Origin of the sequence: Streptomyces viridochromogenes, assembly GCF_001270495.1 — a bacterium.
Lineage (GTDB): Bacteria > Actinomycetota > Actinomycetes > Streptomycetales > Streptomycetaceae > Streptomyces > Streptomyces viridochromogenes_A.
The window spans coordinates 25,488-47,531 of the sequence record NZ_LGUR01000225.1 but is presented as its reverse complement, the minus strand read 5'-3'; the positions used below and the strand labels follow the sequence as shown (position 1 = coordinate 47,531).

20 protein-coding genes and 1 pseudogene are annotated in these 22,044 nt (G+C 70.0%); 10 read left to right on the top strand and 11 right to left on the bottom strand.

Annotated elements, in window-relative coordinates; all coding sequences use genetic code 11:
• Positions 1 to 306: 306 nt before the first annotated feature.
• A pseudogene (locus ADK36_RS32385) lies at positions 307 to 1,095 on the top strand (methyltransferase); the annotation flags it as partial.
• 181 nt (positions 1,096 to 1,276) lie between these two features.
• Here ADK36_RS32385 and ADK36_RS32380 read toward each other — a convergent pair.
• Positions 1,277 to 2,257, bottom strand: coding sequence for a sugar kinase (locus tag ADK36_RS32380; protein ID WP_078916565.1), 981 nt, complete (start codon positions 2,255 to 2,257; stop codon positions 1,277 to 1,279).
• On the bottom strand, positions 2,242 to 3,150 hold the full coding sequence (locus tag ADK36_RS32375; protein ID WP_199830291.1) for a pseudouridine-5'-phosphate glycosidase: 909 nt from the start codon (positions 3,148 to 3,150) through the stop codon (positions 2,242 to 2,244). Before ADK36_RS32375 ends, ADK36_RS32380 begins: the two co-directional genes overlap by 16 nt.
• Positions 3,151 to 3,249: 99 nt before the next feature.
• Here ADK36_RS32375 and ADK36_RS32370 point away from each other — a divergent pair, with 99 nt between their 5' ends.
• Positions 3,250 to 3,678 (top strand): VOC family protein, encoded by a 429-nt coding sequence (locus ADK36_RS32370; protein ID WP_048585199.1) that lies wholly within the window; start codon positions 3,250 to 3,252, stop codon positions 3,676 to 3,678.
• Positions 3,679 to 3,726: 48 nt separating this feature from the next.
• Here ADK36_RS32370 and ADK36_RS51615 read toward each other — a convergent pair whose 3' ends face one another.
• From ADK36_RS51615 to ADK36_RS32355, 4 genes are all read right to left on the bottom strand, one after another.
• Positions 3,727 to 3,876 carry a hypothetical protein gene (locus ADK36_RS51615; protein WP_425315346.1) on the bottom strand — a complete coding sequence of 50 codons (150 nt, stop codon included), beginning with the start codon at positions 3,874 to 3,876 and terminating at the stop codon, positions 3,727 to 3,729.
• A gap of 247 nt (positions 3,877 to 4,123) precedes the next feature.
• A complete protein-coding gene (locus ADK36_RS32365; protein WP_048585232.1) occupies positions 4,124 to 5,410 on the bottom strand; it encodes an MFS transporter in 1,287 nt (428 codons plus the stop codon).
• Between the two features lie 150 nt (positions 5,411 to 5,560).
• Positions 5,561 to 6,115 (bottom strand): methylated-DNA--[protein]-cysteine S-methyltransferase, encoded by a 555-nt coding sequence (locus ADK36_RS32360; RefSeq protein WP_053200023.1) that lies wholly within the window; start codon positions 6,113 to 6,115, stop codon positions 5,561 to 5,563.
• 71 nt (positions 6,116 to 6,186) lie between these two features.
• Entirely contained in the window at positions 6,187 to 7,056 is an 870-nt protein-coding gene (locus ADK36_RS32355; RefSeq protein WP_048585201.1) for a glycerophosphodiester phosphodiesterase, read from the bottom strand.
• Between the two features lie 277 nt (positions 7,057 to 7,333).
• Between ADK36_RS32355 and ADK36_RS32350 the strand changes: the two genes are divergently transcribed.
• The 7 genes from ADK36_RS32350 (at position 7,334) to ADK36_RS32320 (ending at position 16,076) form a co-directional block, all read left to right on the top strand.
• Positions 7,334 to 8,200 (top strand): MHYT domain-containing protein, encoded by an 867-nt coding sequence (locus tag ADK36_RS32350; RefSeq protein ID WP_048585202.1) that lies wholly within the window; start codon positions 7,334 to 7,336, stop codon positions 8,198 to 8,200.
• Positions 8,201 to 8,239: 39 nt separating this feature from the next.
• Complete coding sequence (uvrB, locus tag ADK36_RS32345; protein ID WP_048585203.1) at positions 8,240 to 10,387, top strand: excinuclease ABC subunit UvrB; 2,148 nt, start codon at positions 8,240 to 8,242, stop codon at positions 10,385 to 10,387.
• A 134-nt stretch (positions 10,388 to 10,521) separates the two neighbouring features.
• Positions 10,522 to 11,100: a TerD family protein gene (locus tag ADK36_RS32340; protein ID WP_048585204.1), complete on the top strand. Its 579-nt coding sequence runs from the start codon at positions 10,522 to 10,524 to the stop codon at positions 11,098 to 11,100.
• A 62-nt stretch (positions 11,101 to 11,162) separates the two neighbouring features.
• The gene (locus tag ADK36_RS32335) at positions 11,163 to 13,202 is read left to right on the top strand and encodes a TerD family protein (protein WP_053200021.1); all 2,040 of its coding nucleotides are present in this window, start codon (positions 11,163 to 11,165) and stop codon (positions 13,200 to 13,202) included.
• Between the two features lie 224 nt (positions 13,203 to 13,426).
• Entirely contained in the window at positions 13,427 to 14,428 is a 1,002-nt protein-coding gene (locus tag ADK36_RS32330; protein ID WP_048585206.1) for a TerC family protein, read from the top strand.
• Between the two features lie 141 nt (positions 14,429 to 14,569).
• Positions 14,570 to 14,872: a hypothetical protein gene (locus ADK36_RS32325; RefSeq protein ID WP_048585233.1), complete on the top strand. Its 303-nt coding sequence runs from the start codon at positions 14,570 to 14,572 to the stop codon at positions 14,870 to 14,872.
• 103 nt (positions 14,873 to 14,975) lie between these two features.
• Positions 14,976 to 16,076, top strand: coding sequence for a calcium:proton antiporter (locus ADK36_RS32320; protein WP_048585207.1), 1,101 nt, complete (start codon positions 14,976 to 14,978; stop codon positions 16,074 to 16,076).
• 84 nt (positions 16,077 to 16,160) lie between these two features.
• Here ADK36_RS32320 and ADK36_RS32315 read toward each other — a convergent pair whose 3' ends face one another.
• The gene (locus ADK36_RS32315; protein ID WP_048585208.1) at positions 16,161 to 17,435 is read right to left on the bottom strand and encodes an MFS transporter; all 1,275 of its coding nucleotides are present in this window, start codon (positions 17,433 to 17,435) and stop codon (positions 16,161 to 16,163) included.
• Between the two features lie 95 nt (positions 17,436 to 17,530).
• On the bottom strand, positions 17,531 to 18,577 hold the full coding sequence (locus tag ADK36_RS32310) for a S66 family peptidase (RefSeq protein WP_048585209.1): 1,047 nt from the start codon (positions 18,575 to 18,577) through the stop codon (positions 17,531 to 17,533).
• A 104-nt stretch (positions 18,578 to 18,681) separates the two neighbouring features.
• Between ADK36_RS32310 and aroQ the strand changes: the two genes are divergently transcribed.
• A complete protein-coding gene (aroQ, locus tag ADK36_RS32305) occupies positions 18,682 to 19,155 on the top strand; it encodes a type II 3-dehydroquinate dehydratase (RefSeq protein WP_048585210.1) in 474 nt (157 codons plus the stop codon).
• A 53-nt stretch (positions 19,156 to 19,208) separates the two neighbouring features.
• Here aroQ and ADK36_RS32300 read toward each other — a convergent pair whose 3' ends face one another.
• The 3 genes from ADK36_RS32300 to ADK36_RS32290 are packed head-to-tail and all read right to left on the bottom strand — an operon-like array spanning position 19,209 to position 21,771.
• Positions 19,209 to 19,937: an amino acid ABC transporter ATP-binding protein gene (locus tag ADK36_RS32300; RefSeq protein WP_053200028.1), complete on the bottom strand. Its 729-nt coding sequence runs from the start codon at positions 19,935 to 19,937 to the stop codon at positions 19,209 to 19,211.
• A gap of 35 nt (positions 19,938 to 19,972) precedes the next feature.
• Positions 19,973 to 20,890, bottom strand: a complete 918-nt coding sequence (locus tag ADK36_RS32295) for an amino acid ABC transporter permease (RefSeq protein WP_053200018.1) — start codon at positions 20,888 to 20,890, stop codon at positions 19,973 to 19,975.
• Positions 20,887 to 21,771, bottom strand: coding sequence for an ABC transporter substrate-binding protein (locus ADK36_RS32290; protein WP_048585212.1), 885 nt, complete (start codon positions 21,769 to 21,771; stop codon positions 20,887 to 20,889). The genes ADK36_RS32295 and ADK36_RS32290 overlap by 4 nt, the downstream gene beginning before the upstream one ends.
• Positions 21,772 to 22,044 lie beyond the last annotated feature (273 nt).

Genomic DNA, 22,044 nt, shown 5'->3' with positions numbered 1-22,044 from the left:
GGTTCCGCTTGGTTCCCGCCTGTGGATGAAGGGCTGCGGTTACGTCGCCGCGCCGAGTAGGGCGGCTGTAGGAGCGCGTCGCGGTGCGGAGGGGGATGGTTGTGCGAGGGCGTCGCGGCGCGGAGGGGAGGACGGTGGTGCGAGGGCGTCGCGCGGCGCGGAGGCCCGTTTGCACGAGGGCGTCACGGTGCCCAGCAGGTCGGCCGTACAAGGTGCGGACCGAGCTGGACCGCCGTACGAGTTTCAGGGCCGCCCCGCCGAGCGTCGCCCCGTCCGGACACGGCGGGCAACTGGGAGGATCGCCTCATGACGCGAACCCACGGCTATCTCCTCGACAACCGGCAGGCCGAGGCGGGCGAGCGCTTCGACGCCTTCGCCGCACTCTTCGACCCCACGACGTTCCGGCACTTCGAACGGTTCGGCATCGGACCCGGCTGGCGCTGCTGGGAGGTGGGCGCCGGCGGCACCTCGGTGGTGTCCTGGCTGGCCAAGAAGGTCGGCCCGACGGGACGGGTCGTCGCGACCGACATCGACACCTCACTGCTTTCCCCGGCCGCCCGCCCGCCGGTCGAGGTACGCGTCCACGACGTGGGTGCGGACGAGCCGCCGGGGGAGGGGTTCGACCTGGTGCACGCCCGGCTCGTGCTCGTACATGTGCCGGACCGCGAACGGGCGTTGCGGTCGATGATCGAGGCCCTGCGCCCCGGCGGCCGACTGCTGATCGAGGACGCCGACCCCGCTCTGCAACCCCTGCTCTGCCCCGACGAGCACGGTCCCGAACAGCAGCTCGCGAACCGCCTTCGCCACGGCTTCCGCAAACTGCTCGCCGACCGCGGCGCCGACCTCTCCTACGGCCGCAAACTGCCACGTCTGCTCCGGGAGGCGGGGCTGTGCCGGGTGGAGGCCGACGCGTACTTCCCGCTCGCCTCGCCCGCCTGCGACGCCCTGGAGTCCGCCACCGTGCGCCAGATCCGCGATCAGCTCGTCGCCGAGGGCATCGCCACCGACCAGGAGATCGACCGCCACCTGGCCGACGTCGCCGCCGGTGGCATGGATCTGGCCACCGCCCCGATGATCTCCGCGTGGGGCCGCAAGGCGCCGGAAGTGCCGGAAGTGCCGGAAGTGCCGGAAGTGCGGGAAGTACCGGAAGTGCGGGATGCGCCGGAGGCGACTGAGGAGCTGGAGGAGAACGGGAGCTGACGTTGAATCAGCCGACGTCGGATCAGCTGGCGTTCGCGCCGCCTTGCCGTGCTGTCCGGAGTCCCGCGCTGCCACGTCACTCCAGTGCGGGCGGCCTTCCACCCACCCGCTCCACCGCCAGCGCACCTGCCCGGCACCCCTCCCGCGCCGCGTCCTCGGGCCGGGCGCCCGCGAGCAGGGCCGCGAGAAAGGCGCCACTGAAGGCGTCACCGGCTCCGGTCGTGTCCCTCGGTGTGGTCGGCACGGCGGGGACATGGGCGCTCACCGTGCCCGACCGGGCCACCAGCGCACCGTCCGCGCCCTGCTTGGCGACCACCAGCGGAACATGGCGGCTCAACTTGGCTGCGGCGTCCGCCGCATCGGGCAACCCCGTCAGCAGGCACGCCTCGGCGCGGCTCGGCAGCAGGACGTCCAAGCCCTCCACCAGCGCCAGGAAACGGTCCACGCCCAGCTCCACCAGGAAGCCCGCTGACGCCGGATCCAGGCTCACCGGCACTCCACGCGCGCGTGCGGACGCGAGAGCTCTCGCCACCAGCGCCCGGCTCGGCTCGGAGAACAGCAGGTAGCCCGACAGGTGCAGCCACACGACGCCGTCGAGCAGCGCGTCCGACCAGTCGCCAGGGTCGAGCCGCAGGGACGCCCCGCTGTCGGTGAGGAACGTCCGCTCGGCGTTGGCGCCCGTGTCGACCAGGCAGATCACCGTCCCGGTCGCCGCCTGCGGATCGACGACGAGCAGAGGCTGTACTCCGCTCGCGGTCAGCTCAAGCTCGTGCCACGTGGCCGCGTCCGCACCCACGCGCCCCAGCAGCCGCACCTCCGCGGCACCCCAACGTGCCGCCCAGCACGCCACATTGGCGCCCGCGCCACCCGGCACCGTCCGGATGGCCGCGGCCGTGTCCGTACCCGAGGCGAGCGGCCCCCGGTGGCGGGCGATGACGTCCGTGACCACGTCCCCGACGACCAGCAGCGCTCCGGGGCGCGCGGCGGCCGGGGCGGGCCCCTTCCCGTCCTTGTCGCGCCCCGTCCCGTTCCCGGGCTCGCTCACGCTCCGGCCCATGCCGCCGCGATCTGCCCCGCCAGCCGTACGTTGCCGCGCACCGCCGCGAGATTGGCGCTCAGTGAGGCACCGTCCGTGTGCCGTACCAGATAGTCCAGCAGGAAGGGTGTGACGGCCTGACCGGTGATGCCCTGTTCCTCGCATGCGTGCAGTGCGTCGGCGAGCACACGCGCGTGCAGCTCGGGATCCAGCTGCTCCGCCTCCGGCACCGGATTGGCGACGATCAGCGCGGACTCGGGCCCGTCCAGCGCGTCCTGGGCGCGCATCACTTCGGCCGCCTCCTGCGGCGACCGAAGCGTCCAGTCCACCGGGTGCCCGGAGTCGGACAGGTAGAAGCCGGGGAAGCGTTCCGTCCGATAGCCGGCGACGGCGACGCCGAGCGTCTCCAGCCGTTGCAGGGTGGCCGGGACGTCCAGGATCGACTTCACACCGGCGCACACCACCGTGATCCGTGTGCGGGCCAGCAGCCCCAGGTCGGCCGACTCGTCCTGCGTGACCGTCCACTCCCGGTGCACACCCCCGAGCCCACCCGTCGCGAACACCCGTACGCCACCGAGGCTCGCCAGCAGAGCCGTCGCCGACACCGTGGTCGCTCCGCTCGCCCCGGAGGCCACGGCGAGCGGCAGATCCCGGTGCCCCAGCTTGCGGATCCCGTCCTCGTTCGCGATCCGCTCCAGCTGCTCCTTGTCCAGCCCGACATGGGGCCGCCCGTCGAGCACGGCGATCGTCGCCGGAACGGCGCCCTCCTGCCGTACGACATCCTCCAGCTCCAGTGCCACCTGCAGATTGCGCGGGCGCGGCAACCCGTGCGCGATGATCGTGGACTCCAGGGCCACCACGGGTTGACGCGCGTTGATCGCCTCCCGCACCTCTTCCGACACCACCAGCACCACGCGCCTGCCTCCTGTCGCTCGGTCTTCCCTCATCTCTGGCGGGCGGCGCACCGGGTCAAACCCTTGCGGCCTGTGGGAGAGGACACCAGCCTTGGATGCATGACCGACAACTCGACCCGTCTTGACCACATAGTCCTCTGGGTGCGCGATCCGGCCGCATCGGCCGCGTTCTACCAGGAGACACTCGGCCTGGCGCCCGTCAGGCTCACCGAGTTCATCGCGGGCGAGGCGCCTTTCCCCTCGGTGCGCGTCAACGACGAAACCATCCTCGACCTCATGCCGATGACCATGGCGGAGCGCATGAAGATGCTCCCGGGTGCCGCCGAGAGCGCGGGACACCCGGTCAATCACGTCTGTCTGTCTCTGCCGGACGCCGACTTCCACGGGCTGCGCACCCACCTGGAGGAGCAGGACGTGCCCGTGTCGGACTACTCGTACGACTCCTTCGGCGCCCGCGGCAAGGCCAAACGCAGCTTCTACTTCCGCGACCCCGACGGCAACGTCTTCGAGGCCCGGCACTACGACTAGCCCGCCGCGGAGGGGGCCACGCGTGCGTGGCCCCCTCCGCCGGACACGTCAGACCGGCCGTGCGCCGTCCCGCGCCCCATGCGTGGAGGCGATGCCGCCGGCGTCGGTGGTCTCGACGTCCGGACCTCGTTCGACGAGCTCTCCGGTGATCTCGTGGCCGAGGACCAACCCCTCCGGCGCCGTGATCCGCCCACGCACCAGGTGCTGGTCGCTGCCACAGATGTTGGTTGCGAGGGCTTGAGGATCACCCCGTGCCGGCACTCGCGGCCCACGTTGTCGGGGGCGACCCCCGGTCCGTCCTGGAGTTCGGGGGTCGGATGCCAGCGGCTGCGCGCACGGTCGAGCCTGCTGTCGCCTCCGCGGTCCGGCCAGTCCTCGCGCGGCCACCGAGAACACCCCGCCTCCTCCATCCCGGGCGGGCCGGAGCAGGGCGGCATACGGTACGTCAGCTGTCCGCCGGAACGTCCTTCGCCCGCCCGCGTCGCGTGAACAGCGCCAGTGCGGCCAACGGGATCAGCAGGCAGGCGGCGGTGAAGTTCAGCCAGGCGTAGCTCGCCTGGGCGACCACGAGCCCGGCCACCGCTCCGCCGATGCCGGCACAGGCGTTCATGACCAGGTCCGACAGCCCCTGCGCGGCGGCCCGCGCCGGCTGCGGCACGGAGTCCGTGAGCAGCGCGGAACCGGACACGAGCCCGGCCGACCAGCCGAGCCCCAGTACGAAGAGCCCGATGGCCGTCTGCCCGTGGCTGCCGCCCGCGGTACCGGCGACGAACACCGCGCACGCAAGCAGCCCGACGGCGAGCCCGATCCCGGACAGCCGACCCAGCCGGTCCGACAACCGCCCCATGAGCGGCGCGAACGCGTACATGCCGGCGATGTGCCCGCTGATGACCAGGCCGATCAGATCGATGCCCGCGCCGTGGTGTGCCAGGTCGACGGGAGTCATCGACATCACCGAGACCATCGCCGTGTGTGCCACGGCGACGGTCACCACCGCGAGCCGCGCCCGCGGTGAGGCGGCCACGGCGGCCACGCCGGCGCGCAGCGAACGGGCCGCGGGTGACTGCTCCTCTGCCGGTGCGAGCGCACGCGCCGTCAGCAGCGGGTCCGGCCGCAGCAGGGCGGCCACCACGACCGCGGATATCAGGAAGATCCCCGCCGCCCACAGGAACGGACCCGCGGCGGCGGGTATCCCGAGGCCCGTGACACTGCGACCGGCGGGCGCGGCGATGTTCGGGCCGAGGACCGCGCCGATGGTGGTCGCCCATACGACGAGCGAGATGGCCCGGGCCCGCCGCTCCGGCTCGGCCAGATCCGCGGCCGCGAACCGGGCCTGGAGATTCGCCGACGAGGCCGCGCCGAACGCGGCCATTCCGCACAGCAGCAGCGGAAAGCTCCCGACGCTTGCCGCGACCACCGTGACACCGGCGCCCACGGCCCCGATGAGATAGGCGAGGACGAGCCCCGGCCGACGCCCTCGCGCGGTCATCAGCGCGGCCAGCGGCATCGACAGCACGGCTGTACCGGTGACGGTCGCGGTGGGCGCGAGCCCGGACAGCGACTCGGTGCCGCTGACCTCCGTGGCCAGGACGGCCGCGAGCGCGATGCCGGTGGCGACGCCGAGGCCGCCCAGGATCTGCGTCGTGATCAGCACGGCCGAGATGCGTCGCCGCAGAGCCGGCAGTCGGTCGGGCAGGACGGACAAGGCGGCCTGCCGCTCCACGGCGGTCACGACGCGCACCCGGCTGTACGGCGCGTCCGACCTGCGAAGAGAGGACAACACACTGGACCGGCCGCGTACAGGTGGGTGAAAAGTGTCGTCACAGGCGCAGTCTCCCCCTCATCTCTTGCCTGCCCAACCCCGTGAAAGGCCAAGAAGCCCTCAGAACAGCGGCTCCGGCAGGACCCCTTCCAGCGCGAGCAGCTTCCGCTTGGTCTCCAGCCCGCCCCCGAACCCACCGATGCCACCGTCGCTCGCCACGACCCGATGGCAGGGCACGACGACCGGAAGCGGATTGGCGCCCATCGCCGTCCCCACCGCCTGGGCCGCGCCCGGCTGCCCCACCCGCCCGGCCAGATCGCCGTATCCCACGACCGCGCCGTACGGGACACCCGACGCCAGTTCGCGCAGCACCTGCCGGTTGAAGCCGGAGATCAGGGACCAGTCCAGCGGCAGCTCGAAGTCGTGCCGCGCACCCGCGAAGTACTCCTCCATCTGACGAATCGCCTCGGCCAGCAGCGGGGAGTCGGGCGCCTCGACCGGCTCGGTGCCCAGCCGGGACGCCAGTCGGTCGAGCGTCGTCTCGCGCACCTTCTCCGTGGCGTGGAACACGACGCTGACCAGGCCGTCGCGGGTCGCGGCCAGCATCAGCGGACCGATGTCGGTCCCGATGACGGCCCACACCACCTGCTGCTCGTACTGCCCATGGCTGTCCATGCGCCCACCGTACGACCCACCACTGACAGCGCCCGTGAGTGTGCAACGGGGGCCGGAGGCCGGAGCGGGCCTCAGTCCTCGGGCAGGGCGTCCTGCACCACGTCGGGACTGTTGGTGATGATGCCGTCGACGCCGTAGCCGGCGACCAGCCGGGCGGTGTCCGCGTCGTTCACGGTCCAGGTGAAGACCTCCATCGGCCTGCCGTGCGGCCCCTCCATCTCGTGGACGGCGTCGACATAGTCCGTGGAGATGGAGCTGTACGAGGGGTTGATCTGGTCGGCGAAATCCGCGTATCCGGACAGGTCCGCCGTGGGCGGCGTGCCCAGGAAACCGGTCTTCACGGCCGGCCTCAGCTCGTGGACGGTCCGCACACTGGCGGCGCTGAAGCTCTGCACGATCAGTCGGCTCGCCACGTGGTCCGGATCGAGCCAGCCCTCGTTGGCCAGGGCCTTGAGGGTCTGCCCCTCGATGCCCGGGTACAGGTCGGGGTTCTTGATCTCCAGGAGCAGCTTCTGGTGGTGCAGCTCCACGCGGTCCATGTACTGCTCCAGCGTCGGCACGCGCGCGCCCGCGTACGAGGGACTGAACCAACTGCCCGCGTCCAGGAGGGCGATCTCGGCGGCGGTGAAGTCCTTCACCTTCCAGGGCGCCCGGCCGGGGAAGACCTCCTCCACGTCGGTCGTCCGCTTCAGGTTGTCGTCGTGCAGGACGACGAGCTCGCCGTCCTTGGTGCGCTGGACGTCGTTCTCGACCCAGCTGATGCCCAGTTCGGCGGCCTTGTCGACGGCGGCCAGCGTGTTCTCGGGGGCGTAGGTGGAGGCCCCTCGGTGAGCGATGACCGTGGGCCGCTCGGCGCCGGCCCGGGCCTGGGGGGCGGGCAGCAGAAGAGCGGCGGTTCCCAGGAGCGCGGTCGTCGTGGCGGCTACGGCGCGCGCGTGCATGCGTACTCCTCGCGTCGAACGATCACAGACAGATCAACTGTGACAGCAGAGGGTCAACGGCGGGGGAGTACAGAATGGCCACAGATTGAATGGAGTTGCCCGGGCCCGCTCACTCGTGCCGCACAACTGGGGCAAGGCCGTGTTTCTTTGCCGGAGAATCGTTCGACCATTCCGGTGGGAGTTACTCTCTGCCTCAACCCTGACCGCTCGGGCGGTGCTGGGAGGGGGCGCATTCACAGCATTCCGGGACGTAAGAGGGCGGGAAGGGCGGTCGCGTATGCAGGGCACGATCGACGGATTCAGCTATGGACTCGTCACACCGCTGGTGGCCTACCTCATGGCCTGCCTCGGAGGTGCGCTGGGCCTGCGCTGCACCACAAGATCGATGCTCGTCTCGCAGTCCTGGCGCCCCGGCTGGCTCGCCCTGGGATCGGCGGCCATCGGCTCCGGCATATGGACCATGCACTTCGTCGCGATGATGGGGTTCACGGTCGCGGAGACGCCGATCCACTACGACAAACCGATGACGTTCGCGAGCCTGGCCGTCGCCATCGTCATGGTGGGCGTGGGGATCTTCATCGTCGGCTACAAGGGCGCCAGCGGGACGGCCCTGTTCACCGGCGGCACCATCACCGGTCTGGGCATCGCGTCGATGCACTACCTGGGCATGGCCGGTCTGCGGCTCAACGGCAAGCTGGAGTACAACACGTTCACGGTCGCCGCCTCCGTCGCCATAGCCATGGTTGCGGCCACCGCGGCCCTGTGGGCCGCCGGACAGGTCAGAGGGCTCATGTGGAGCGTGGGCGCGAGCCTCGTCATGGGCCTCGCCGTCAGCGGCATGCACTACACCGGCATGGCCGCCCTCAGCGTCCATCTCCACGGCACGGAGGCCCCCTCCGCGGGTGACTCACCCGCCACCCTGCTCGCGCCGATGCTGATCGGCCCGCTCGTCTTCCTGCTCCTCGCCGGTGCCGTCGTGCTGTTCGACCCGCACATGGTCATGGGGCAACCCGCGACCGCCCCCGTCGAGCACAAGCCGGGCGTTCCGGCCCACACCTCCGTCCCGCACCAGGCCCGCCGCCCCCAGCTGCGTGCGCGCCGCAACCAGGACCAGAGGGCCTCCCGCGCCCCGCAGAACCACTGATCGGACCGCGTTGTCAGTGGGGGGTCGTACGGTGGATCCATGCGGCCCGTTTCCAGCATCGAACGCACGGTGGCGCCCTTCGAGGTCGTCAGCCCGTACCAGCCCAACGGCGATCAGCCCCAGGCCATCGCCGAGCTCGCCCGGCGCATCGAGGCCGGCGAGAAGGACGTTGTCCTGCTCGGCGCGACCGGCACAGGAAAGTCCGCCACCACCGCGTGGATGATCGAGAAGCTCCAGCGTCCCACCCTGGTGATGGCGCCGAACAAGACTCTGGCCGCCCAGCTGGCGAACGAATTCCGCGAGCTCCTGCCGAACAACGCGGTCGAGTACTTCGTCTCGTACTACGACTACTACCAGCCCGAGGCCTACGTCCCGCAGTCGGACACCTACATCGAGAAGGACTCCTCGATCAACGAGGAGGTCGAGCGGTTGCGCCACTCCGCGACGAACTCGCTGCTCACCCGCCGTGACGTCGTCGTGGTCGCCTCGGTCTCCTGCATCTACGGCCTCGGTACGCCGCAGGAGTACGTGGACCGCATGGTCCCCCTCAAGGTCGGGGACGAGATCGACCGGGACCAGCTGCTGCGCCGATTCGTCGACATCCAGTACACGCGCAACGACCTGGCCTTCACCCGTGGCACCTTCCGGGTGCGCGGGGACACCATCGAGATCTTCCCGGTCTACGAGGAGCTCGCCGTCCGCATCGAGATGTTCGGTGACGAGATCGAGGCGCTGTCCACCCTGCACCCGCTCACCGGCGAGATCATCAGCGACGACCAGCAGCTGTACGTGTTCCCGGCCTCCCACTACGTCGCGGGCCCGGAGCGCATGGAGCGCGCCGTCAACGACATCGAGAAGGAGCTGGGCGAGCGCCTCGCCGAGCTGGAGAAGCAGGGCAAGCTTCTGGAAGCCCAGCGCCTGCGGATGCGCACGACCTACGACCTCGAGATGCTCCGTCAGATCGGCAGCTGCTCCGGTGTCGAGAACTACTCGATGCACTTCGACGGCCGCTCGCCCGGCTCCGCGCCGAACACACTGCTCGACTACTTCCCTGAGGACTTCCTGCTCGTCATCGACGAGTCGCACGTCACGGTGCCGCAGATCGGGGCCATGTACGAGGGCGACGCCTCCCGCAAGCGGACCCTCGTCGATCACGGCTTCCGCCTGCCCTCGGCCCTCGACAACCGGCCCCTGAAGTGGGAGGAGTTCCAGGGCCGCATCGGGCAGACCGTCTACCTGTCGGCGACCCCCGGGAAATACGAGCTCTCCCGGGGGGACGGCCAGGTCGAGCAGATCATCCGCCCCACCGGCCTCGTCGACCCGGAGGTCGTCGTCAAGCCGACCGAGGGCCAGATCGACGACCTGGTGTACGAGATCCGGGAGCGCGTCGAGAAGGACGAACGCGTCCTGGTCACCACCCTCACCAAGAAGATGGCCGAGGACCTCACGGACTACTTCCTGGAGCTCGGCATCCAGGTGCGCTATCTGCACAGCGATGTCGACACCCTGCGCCGAGTCGAGCTGCTGCGAGAACTGCGTGCCGGTGAGTTCGACGTCCTCGTCGGCATCAACCTCCTCCGCGAGGGTCTCGACCTGCCCGAGGTGTCCCTGGTGGCGATCCTCGACGCCGACAAGGAAGGCTTCCTGCGCTCCGGCACCTCCCTCATCCAGACCATCGGCCGTGCGGCGCGCAATGTCTCCGGCCAGGTCCACATGTACGCCGACAAGATCACCCCGGCCATGGAGAAGGCCATCGACGAGACCAATCGTCGCCGGGAGAAGCAGGTCGCGTACAACAAGGCCAACGGCATCGACCCCCAGCCGCTGCGCAAGAAGATCAACGACATCGTCGCGCAGATCGCCCGCGAGGACGTCGACACGGAGCAGCTGCTCGGGACCGGCTACCGCGCCAAGAAGGACGGCCGGGGCACCAAGGCTCCCGTGCCCTCCCTCGGCGACAAGGCGGCCAAGGGCGCGAAGGCGGCCAAGGCGGCCAAGGGCAAGGCCAAGGAGACGGTGCCGACCGACCGTCCGGCGGCCGATCTCGCCGAGCAGATCGAGGAGTTGACGGAGCGTATGCGCGCCGCTGCCGCCGATCTGCAGTTCGAGATCGCGGCCCGGTTGCGTGACGAGGTGTCCGAGATGAAGAAGGAACTGCGGCAGATGAAGGAGGCGGGCCTGGCCTGACGGGCACTCGCTGTGTTGCAAGACCGACACAAAGTGCGGACCGGGGTACGGCCCTGTCAGTGCCCCTGCGTAGGGTTCTGGTCATCCGCGGAGCCCGCGGCCAACAGGGGACAGCTCGAGAGGGGAAACAGCACGTGACCGTCAACATGACCAAGGGTCAGGCCATCAGTCTGCAGAAGGACGACGGCGGCAGCCTGACCGCGGTGCGCATGGGTCTCGGCTGGCAGGCGGCTCCCCGGCGGGGCCTGTTCGGCACGCGCACGCGGGAGGTCGACCTCGACGCCTCCGCCGTCCTGTTCGCGGACAAGCAGCCGGTCGACGTCGTCTTCTTCCGCCACCTGGTGAGCGACGACGGCTCGGTGCGCCACACCGGTGACAACCTCGTCGGCGGTGTCGGCCAGGGCGGCGACGACGAGGCGATCCTCGTCGACCTCGCGCGCATCCCGGTCCACATCGACCAGATCGTCTTCACCGTGAACTCCTTCACGGGCCAGACGTTCCAGGAGGTGCAGAACGCGTTCTGCCGCCTGGTCGACGAGACCAACGGCCAGGAACTCGCCCGCTACACGCTCGCGGGCGGCGGCGCCTACACCGCCCAGATCATGGCGAAGGTGCACCGCACGGGTGCGAGCTGGACCATGACGGCCCTCGGCACGCCGACCAACGGCCGTACGTTCCAGGACCTGATGCCGGCGATCCTGCCGCACCTGTAGGACCGACAGGGGGGCCGGGTGAGCGGCGCCCGACACGACACGCGACACAGGGGGACGAAGGCATGACGGCCGAGCTGGTGCGGGGGCAGAATCACCCGCTCTCCCAGGCCCGTCTGGAGATCCGGGTCTCGGCCGGCACACCGGTCGTGGCCGCAGCCACGCTCGGCGACGAGCAGGGGAGGATCCATGGCGTCGAATGGGTGGCTCACCCCGGCGCCCCCACTCTGCCCGGCCTTGAGGTCTCCCGGCAGGCGGCCGCCGAGCACCGCCTCGCGGTGGACCTGGACGCGATGCCGGAGGCCGTCCACCGTGTCAGCGTGCTGCTCGCCCTGCCGACCGGGGGCGGCCCCACCCGGTTCGGCGCCGTCGCCACCGCCTTCGTCGCGGTCACCGGCCTCGACGGCACCGAGGTCGCCAGCTACACCATCACCGGGTTGGAGGCCGAGTCGGCGGTCGTCGCCCTGGAGCTCTACCGCCGCCAGGGCGCCTGGAAGGTGCGTGCCATCGGCCAGGGGTATGCCGGCGGTCTCGCCGACCTCTTCACAGACCAGGGCCTGCCCCAGGCCCACCAACTCGCCGGCGGCATCAACGAAGCGGTGGCCCAGGGCATGGCCCGCTCCGTGCCGGCGCCCCCGACACGGACGGACGGCGACCGCTCACGGCAGACGGCCGCGCCGGCACTCGGCCCGGACCAGGGCGGCTCCGCACCGCAGGGCTCTTCAGCACCGCAGGGCGGCTCCGGCTCCGTACCACCGCAGCAGCCCACGTCGCCCTACGGCACCCAGACGCCGGACCTGCCGGGTCAGTCCGCGCCGCAGCCCTCGTATCAAGGCGGAAGCGGCGCCACGGATCCCGCTCAGCCGTCCGCCCCCACGCCCGGCGGCCCGATCAACTACAGTCACCCGGGCCGGCAGAACGCGGCTCCGCCGCCGCCCCCGCCGACCGCGCCCCCGGCGCAGCCCGGACAGCCCGCTCAGCCCGTCGCGGGCGATGCCACCGGCTGGTCCATGGACGAGCGGCTCTACAACCAGGTGTGGGGCATGTTCGAGGACCTGGCCCGCACGACAGCCGCGTACCGCAGCGCGGTCGACTTCGCCGACTCCCGCATGGAGAAGGAACTCGACCAGGTCCTGTCGGACCCGCGCAGCCGGATCGGCGGACAGGGCGACGCCGCACGCGAAGCCGCCCAGACCAAGCGCGCCCAGCTCGTCAACCAGGCCAGGGCGACGCTCGATCGCGACCTCGCCCAGCTCACCGCCGAAGTCGAGGTCGTCGAGCCCGCGCTGCCGCCCGCCTACGCGGGTTGGGACAACCCCGTCTGGCACGGCTACCGCGTACCGATGGAGATCCCCATGGCCCTGCGCCTGGGCGACCTCCACCTGCCCGAGAGCGCCGAGGTGCGCATCCCGATGCTGGTCCGGCTGCCGCTGGAGCGCGGCCTGTGGATCGACAGCGGAAGCGGCGGATCGATCGACGGCTCGTTCACGGACTCCCATGACCTGCGGCGCCTCGCGGTGGATACGGCGGTGGCGCACGCGGCCCGGCTGCTCGCCGTCTATCCGGCGGGCGAGTTCACCGTGCACGTCATCGATTCGGCCGGTTCCGGCGCACAGACCCTCGTACCGCTGGTGCAGACCGGCGTGCTCGCGGCCCCGCCCGCGGTGGGCGCGGCCGGTGTCGCGGACGTCCTCGCACGGCTCACTCAGCGCGTCGACCTGGTGCAGATGGCGCTGCGCGCCGGTGCGCCCGATTCCCTGCCGCCCGGTTTCGACACCTCGCAGCAACTGCTGATCGTCAACGACTTCCCGCACGGCTTCGACGATCGTGCCGTGAACCAGCTGCGCTATCTGGCGGACGAGGGGCCGGCCGTCGGCGTCCACCTGATGATGGTCGCCGACCGCGAGGAAGCGGCCGCCTACGGCCCGTTGCTCGATCCGCTGTGGCGTTCGCTTTTGCGACTCACTCCGGTGCCGGACGATCACCTGGCCGACCCGTGGGTAGGGCACGCCTGGACCTATGAGCCCGCTCTCGTGCCGCCCGGCAGCGAGGTCCTCCAGCAGGTGCTGGCGCAGGTCGCGGCGGCCCGGGCCAAGCACAGGTAAAGCCCCTCTGGCCAGCGAACTTGGCGTTCACTTTGCCAAGTACTTTACCTTTCCTTGGTGATTGAGGTACTGTTTGTCCCACGGAGGGGAGTACTCCCTGTCTGCTGCGGCGTACCCGTCAATACGGATCAGGCCAGATCCCGGGGCGTCGGCCCATCGTGGGTGGAAGAGACCTCCGGCGCGCGACGACGCTGACATTTGCCGTTACGACTGCCGGAGGCGCAGTGGAAGTTTCTACGACCCTATGGGTCCTGACCATCGTGGGCCTGGCCGCGCTGATCGCGGTCGATTTCTTCATCGGCCGCAAGCCGCATGACGTATCGATCAAGGAAGCCGGAATCTGGACGGTCGTCTGGATCGTTCTGGCCGGCCTCTTCGGGCTCGGTCTGCTGATCTTCGGCGGCGGACAGGCCGGCGGCGAGTTCTTCGCGGGCTTCATCACCGAGAAGTCGCTGAGCGTCGACAACCTCTTCGTCTTCGTCCTGATCATGGCGAAGTTCGCGGTGCCGACCCAGTACCAGCAGCGAGTGCTCCTCGTCGGTGTCCTCATAGCCCTTGTCCTGCGGGCCATCTTCATCGCCGCGGGTGCCGCCATCCTCGCCAGCTTCGCCTGGGTGTTCTACCTCTTCGGCGCCTTCCTGATCTGGACCGCCTGGAAGCTCATCCAGGAGGCCCGGGCCGGCGACGAGGACGAGGAGTTCGAGGAGAACAAGCTGCTGAAGGCGGCCGAGCGCAGGTTCGGTGTCGCCGACCGCTATCACGGCACCAAGCTGTGGATCCAGGAGAACGGCAAGCGGGTCATGACCCCGATGCTGGTCGTGATGCTGGCCATCGGTACCACCGACGTGCTGTTCGCGCTCGACTCCATCCCGGCGATCTTCGGTCTGACGCAGGACCCGTACATCGTGTTCACGGCGAACGCCTTCGCCCTGATGGGTCTCCGGCAGCTGTACTTCCTCATCGGTGGCCTGCTGAAGAAGCTGGTCCACCTGAGCTACGGCCTGTCGATCATCCTGGGCTTCATCGGCGTCAAGCTGGTGCTGCACGCGCTGCACGAGTCCGGCGTCCATGTCCCCGAGATCAGCATCCCGGTCTCGCTCGGCGTGATCTGCTCGGTCCTGATCATCACCACGATCACCAGCCTGAGGGCCTCCAAGAAGCAGGCGGCGGCCGAGGCGGCGCAGGAGAAGAGCGAAGGCGCTCCGAAGGACAGCATCGACGTCTGACCACGTCGGACGTAGGAAGAACCAACACCGGGAGTGGTGCCCAGCGAATTGCCGAGCACCGCTCCCGGTGCTTCGTTGGGTGCTGGGTGTTCCCGGCCGGGGACACCACGGCCGGGGGTGGAGGCACCAGTGGACGCACCCATGAAGTTCGTGCAGATCATCGACTTCGAGACCGAGCGCATCGCCGAGATGCGCGAGCTGGCCCACGAGACGGAACAACGACTGGCAGGCCACAGCGGCGGCCCCACGCGCCGTCTCGTCCTCAAGGACCGCGGCCTGCCAAACCGCTACCTCGTAGTGATCGAGTTCGACTCCTACGAGGACGCCATGCGCAACAGCGACGACCCCGAGACCACCAAGTTCGCGGAGCAGATGGCCGCACTGTGCACCAGGCCGCCGTCCTTCACGGACTGCGACGTACAGGAGACGACCGATTTCGCGTAGCGACATACGACCCACAGGGGCCCCGCATCCCGGGGGCGCGGGGCCACCTGACCACCACACCGACCGGAATGCGAACCCTCGACCCCTCTGCGACGATCGCTCCATGATCGCTAGGATCAGGGCGCTCACGACCCGGTGGACGTACGGCGTGCCGGTGCTCGCGGTCGTCCTGCTGGTCTTCACCTGGGGACGAGACCTGCCCGGCGCGGTCGTCGCGCTGGTGACGCTGGTCCTCGCAGGCGCCGTCCTGGCGGCCGTACACCACGCCGAAGTGGTCGCCCACCGGGTCGGAGAACCCTTCGGCTCGCTCGTCCTCGCGGTCGCAGTCACCATCATCGAGGTCGCCCTGATCGTGACCCTGATGGCCGACGGCGGCGACAAGAGCTCCACTCTCGCGCGGGACACGGTCTTCGCGGCCGTGATGATCACCTGCAACGGCATAGTCGGCCTGTGCCTGCTGGTCGCCTCACTGCGGCACCGTACGGCCGTCTTCAATCCCGAGGGCACCGGAGCCGCGCTCGCGACCGTCGCCACCCTGGCCACGCTCAGCCTGGTGCTGCCGACGTTCACCACGAGCAAGCCCGGCCCGGAGTTCTCCACCGTGCAGCTGACGTTCGCCGCGCTCTCCTCGCTGGTCCTGTACGGCCTGTTCGTGACGACCCAGACCGTGCGGCACCGCGACTACTTCCTCCCCATCACCCGGCAGGGCGAGGTGATCACTGTGGACGACCACGCCCACGCGCCCTCCGCCCGGACCGCGATGATCAGCCTGGGGCTGCTGGGCCTGGCCCTGATCGGCGTGGTCGGCCTGGCCAAGGGGGTGTCGCCCACCATCGAGTCCGGAGTGGCGGCCGCCGACCTGCCCCACGCCGTCGTCGGCGTGATCATCGCTCTGCTGGTACTGCTTCCCGAGACGATCGCCGCACTGCGCTCCGCGCGCCGTGACCGCGTGCAGACCAGTCTGAACCTCGCGCTCGGCTCGGCGATGGCCAGCATCGGGCTGACCATCCCCGCGGTGGCCCTGGCCTCCCTCTGGCTATCGGGCCCGCTCGTCCTCGGTCTGGGCCCCACCCACATGGTGCTGCTCGCCCTGACGGTGGTGGTGAGTTCGCTGACGGTGGTGCCGGGGCGGGCGACGCCGCTCCAGGGAGGCGTCCACCTGGTGCTGTTCGCGGCATACCTGGAGCTCGCGATCAATCCGTAGCCGATCAATCCGTAGAAGACCGATACGCAGGCGACCGATTTATGCGACCGATCGGTAGCCGCCCCCCGCGTGTTCCGGAGCCCGTCACCCGGTGGCGGGCTCCGCCGCCGCGGCGGGTACCGGACGCGTCTCGGGGAGCAGCGCGAAACACCCCAGGCTGAGCAGGGCGACCCCGGTCAGATACGCCCCAACACCCCAGGGCACCCGACCACCACCCTGCTCGACGAGCGCCGTCGCCACGATCGGCGTGAGTGCGCCCCCGAGGACGCCGCCGAGGTTGTAGCCCACCGCGGCACCAGTGCAGCGCACCCGGGGCTCGTACAGCTCCGGCAGATACGCGGCGATCACCGCGAACATCGTGATGAACGCGAGCATCGCCCCCAGGAAGCCGAGGAACATCAGCAGCGGCTCACCCGTGGCGAGGAGCGCGACCATCGGGAACATCCACAGGGCGGTGGCAGCGCACCCGATCAGGCACAGTGGCCGCCGCCCGTACCGGTCGCCGAACAGCGCCGCCACCGGGGTGAGCGAGCCCTTCACGAGCACCGCGCCCATGATGCAGGTCAGCATGACGCTGCGCCCGACACCGAGCCGCTCCGTGGCGTACGCGAGGGACCAGGTGGTCACGGCGTAGAAGACCGCGTACCCGATCGACAGCGCCCCGGCCGTCAACAGCACGAGCCGCCAGTGGTCGCGGACGACCTCGGCGAGCGGCACGCGCGCGTGGTCGTCGATTTTGAGGAAGCTGGGGCTCTCGGCGAGCGACGACCGCAGCCACAGCCCCACCACGGCGAGCACCCCCGCCGCCCAGAACGGCACCCGCCATCCCCACGCGGCGAACTGCGCCTCGGACAGCGTCGCCGACAGCCCCAGCACCACACCGTTGGCGAGCAGGAACCCCAGCGCGGGCCCGACCTGAGGGAAGCTCGACCACAGAGCGCGCCGCCCGGCGGGTGCGTGCTCCACGGTCAGCAGGACGGCCCCGCCCCACTCGCCGCCGAGCCCGAGCCCCTGGAGGAAACGCAGCGCGAGCAGCAGCAGGGGAGCGGTCACACCGATCGTGTCGTACGTCGGTACACAGCCGACCGCGACCGTGGAGGCGCCGGTCAGCAGCAGCGAGGCGACGAGGACCGGCCGACGTCCGTGCCGGTCGCCGATGTGACCGAACAGCACCGACCCCAGGGGGCGCGCCACAAATCCCACGCCGAACGTCGCGAAGGCGGCCAGGGTTCCCGCCACCGGCGAGAACGTCGGGAAGAACAGCGGTCCCAGGATCAGCGCAGCCGCGGTCCCGTAGACGAAGAAGTCGTAGAACTCGATGGCCGTGCCGGCGAGCGAGGCGGCCGCGAGCCGCAGCATGGAGGGCGTCCTTACGGTGCGTACGTCGTGCATGCCGCGTCAACTACCCACGGTGATCGGGGGTTACGGGGGCGCGCGGGAGCGGTCGGCCCCTGTCAGTACGTGACGGTGATGCGCCGGGCGGGACCGTCGACGCGCACGATGCCGCCGTAAGGGATCACCAGTTGCGGGTCGGTGTGCCCGAGGTCCACATCGAAGACGATCGTGGTGTCGGGGGCGTAAGCACGCATGGCGCGCAGGACGGCCTCGCGCTGCTCGGCGGCGTAACGAGCGGCCTCCTCCGGGCCGTTGGGGCGCTCGAAGGACCACGTCCGCGCACGGCCCATCAGCAGCGCCGAGAAGCGCTGGAGCAGCCCGCGCTCGCCCATGTTCCGGAGGGTCCAGAAGACCTCGTTGGCGCTCGGCAGCTCCTCCGACGTCTCCAGGAGCAGCACTCCGCCGTCGTACTCCGCCGGGTCGCGCGCGATCTCGCGGTCGGCCATCAGGAGCCAGCCGACGATCTCCAGACAACCGCCCCAACTGCGGCCTTCCACCACCCGATCGGCGTTCACCCACGTCCAACCCTCGGCGGGTCGCATCGCGGGCTCCTCGTCGAAGGTCGCCGGGTCGGCCCAGTCGCGGCTGATGTCGTTCCAGCGCTCGGCCGGCCTGAGCTCGTACTCGCCGGAGGTGAACAGAGCGGCTCGCAGCGATTCGGCGGTCTGCGGGTTCATGGCACCGGGGCGGCCCAGCTCGCACATCACGGTCGCGCCGTGGTAGGCGACGATTCCGGTATTACGCAGAAACATGAGCAGGTTCGTGTTGTCGCTCATCCCGAAGAACGGCTTCGGGTTCGCCCGGATCAACTCGCGGTCCAGCAGCGGCAGCACGGTGATCTGATCGTCGCCGCCGATGGACGCCATGACCGCCTTGATGTCCGGATCGGCGAACGCGGCGTGGATGTCGTCGGCTCGTTCCTGCGGTGTCGAGCCCATCTTGCGGGTCGCCGGATACTCGACCGGTTCGAGCTCGAAGTCCTTGCGCAGCCGCTCCAGGCCCAGTTCGAAGGGGCGCGGGAAGAGCCCCGGCAGGCCCGAGCCGGGCGAGATGACGGCGACGCGGTCGCCCGGGGAGGGCTTGGGAGGGTACGAGATCATGGTCATGCCGGGAGGGTATGACGCACGGTGCGACTCACGCACCGTGATAAACCGGGGCTGAGCAGCGGTCATCGACGGACCGCCCGACCCCCGAACGGACCGGAGGAACCGTGCCCCGCACCCTGGCCAACGCCCCGATCATGATCCTCAACGGCCCCAACCTGAACCTGCTCGGCCAGCGCCAGCCGGAGATCTACGGCTCCGAGACGCTGGCCGACGTGGAGGCCCTGTGCGCCAAGGCGGCGGCCGCGCACGGCGGCACGATCGACTTCCGGCAGTCCAACCACGAGGGTGAATTGGTCGACTGGATCCACGAGGCACGGCTGAACCACTGCGGGATCGTGATCAATCCCGGCGCCTACTCGCACACCTCGGTGGCGATCCTGGATGCGCTCAACACCTGTGACGGACTTCCTGTGTTGGAGGTCCACATCTCCAACATCCACAAGCGTGAGTCGTTCCGGCACCACTCGTACGTCTCCCTGCGCGCCGACGGGGTCATCGCGGGGTGCGGTGTGCAGGGGTACGCGTTCGGAGTGGAGCGGGTCGCGGCGCTGGCGGGGACGGGACAGGCGGACACCTGACCTGGTTGTGAGGGACTGACCTGTAAGGACCGCCCCACCATGGCGGGCGGTCCTTACAGGCGCCCCGCCTCCACGATCCGCCGCAGGAAGCGCCGTGTGCGTTCCTGCTGCGGATCCCCGAAGATCCGCTCGGCCGTACCGCGCTCCAGCACCACCCCTCCGTCCAGAAAACAAACCTGATCGGCGACCTCGCGCGCGAACTCCATCTCGTGGGTCGCCAGAACCATCGTCAGTCCGTCCGACTTCAAGTCGCGGACGACGGTGAGGACTTCGCCCACGAGTTCCGGGTCGAGGGCGGCGGTGACCTCGTCGAGCAGCAGCAGCCGGGGACGTACGGCCAGGGCGCGCACGATCGCGACCCGCTGCTGCTGGCCTCCGCTCAGCCGGTCGGGGTACTCGCCCGCCTTCTCGGCCAGCCCGAGCCGCTCCAGCAGCTCACGCGCGCGTGCCTCGGCCTCCGACCGGGACACGCCGTGCACGCGGCGCGGGGCCAGGGTGATGTTCTCCAGGACCGTCATGTGCGGGAAGAGGTTGTACGCCTGGAAAACCACGCCGATGCGGCGCCGTACGGCGTCCTGGTCGACGCGCGGATCGGTGATCTCCTCGCCGTCCAGCCAGATGGCGCCGTCGTCGATGTCCTCCAGGAGGTTCGCGCACCGCAGCAGCGTGGACTTGCCGGAGCCGGAGGCGCCGATCAGCGCGGTCACCGTGTGCGGTGCGACCTCCAGGTCCACGTCCCGCAGTACGACCGAGCCGCCGAAGGTCTTGCGGACGGACTCCATCCGCAGCACCGGTGCGTCGTTCACAGCTGCCTCGCTCACAGGGCTCCTCCTTGGGCGCGCCGACGGTCCATCCGGGCCGTCACCCAGTCCGTGAAGCGGGTCATCGGGATGGTCAGCGCCACGAAGACCAGGCCCGCCACGATGTACGGCGTGTAGTTGAGGCTGCGGCCCACGATGATGTCCGCCGCCCGTACGGCGTCCACCGCACCGCCGATGGAGACCAGACCGGTGTCCTTCTGCAGCGACACCAGGTCGTTCAGGAGGGGCGGCACCTGACGGCGAACCGCCTGGGGCAGGACGACGTGCCGCAGGGCCTGCCGGTTGGTGAGGCCGAGGGAGCGGGCCGCGGCGCGCTGCGAGGGGTGGACGGACTCGATGCCCGCGCGGAACACCTCGGCGACGTACGCCGAGTACGTCAACGTGAGCGCCGTCCCGCCCAGCAGTACCGGGTCGACGGTCACGCCCTGCAGCCGCAGCGCGGGAACGCCGAGGACGACGATCATGAGGTTAATGATGAGCGGAAGTCCCCGGAAGAAGTCCGTGTAGGCCGCCGCCAGCGCCCGTAGCGGGAAGAACACCGGGCCGCGCAGCGTACGCGCGATGGCGATCAGCATCCCGAGGACCAGCACGGCCGCACCGCAGATCAGCAGCAGCCGGACGTTGAGCCAGAGCCCTTCGAGGACCTTGGGGAACGCCTCGCGCGCATACTCCCCGTTGAAGAACGTCTCCTTGGTGCGCGGCCAGCCCGGTGCGTTGACCACGACCAGGTAGAGGACGACGACCGTGACCAGGGTGGAGAGGGCCGCGATCGCCGTGGCGCGGCGCGCGCGTGCCCGCTTGTGGCGCTCGCGGTCGAGACGTCGCTGCGAGGGGACGTATCCGTCACCCTCACCGGACATGCCTCCGTGGTCGTCCGCGCCCTCGTGGCCGGACTCCTCCTTGGTGACCGTCACTTGAGCACCGGTGCGTCGACGGCGTCCGACAGCCACTGCTGCTCGAGCTCGGCGAGGGTGCCGTCCTCGCGCAGGGTGTCCACGGCGTCCGTCACGCACGTGGTGAGCGCGCTGCCCTTGTCCAGTACGAGCCCGAACTGCTCCGCGGCGCCGCCCTGGTTCTCGAACTGCCCGACGATCGTCGCGTCCGTCACCTCGGCCGCGGTGATGTAGAAGGCGGTCGGCAGGTCGACGACGATGGCGTCGACCTGGCCGTTCTTCAGCGCGGACTTGGCCTGGTCGTTCTTGGCGTACGCGGCGGCCTCCTGCGTCGGCTTCACCACGTCGTCGATGTAACCGAGGCTGGTGGTGCCGACCTGGGCGCCGAGCTTGAGGCCCCTCAGGTCCGCGATGCTCTTCGCCTTGGCCGCCTTGCTGTCCTTCAGCGCGATGACGGCCTGGCGGACGTCGTAGTAGCCGGAGGAGAAGTCCACGGCCTTCTTGCGCTCGTCGCTGATCGACACCTGGTTGATGTCGAAGTCGAAGGTCTTCTCACCGGGTGCGAAGGCCTTGTTGAACGGCACGCTCTGCCAGACGACGGCGCTCTTGTCATAGCCGAGCTGCTTCGCCACGGCGTACGCGACCGCCGACTCGAAGCCCTTGCCGTTGGCCGGTTCGTCGTCCTTGAACCAGGGCTCGTACGCCGGTTCGTCGGTGGCGATGGTCAGCTTGCCGGGGGTCTCGGTGGCCAACTCGCCCTTGGCGCAGGTGTTCCCGGCCGACCCCGACGGTGTGTCGGCGGCCTTCTGCTCCGGCTGTGGAGCACAGCCGAGAGCGGTGGTGAGCAGGGCTGTCGTGGCGAAGGCGACGGCGTGGCGCAGCGCGCGGGGGGCAAGAGGCATGGCGGGAGATTGACAGGACGCCGTCGTGTTTGTCGAGGTCACGACGGTCTTTTTCCGCATAGTGGGAACGAGCGTTGCGTTCTTGTGAACACTTGCCCCGGCAGCCGCCGGGGCCGCCGGCCGAGGGCGGGGATGAAGAGGCCGGCGGCCCGTACCGCTCAGGAGCCGTCATCCTGTGCGGGGCTGCTTCCAGTTGACTGCGCAACTACGCACGCGGGGAGCGCGCGCATGGCACCGGCGCGTGTGAAGGGTTCACACGGGGTGCGTACCGGG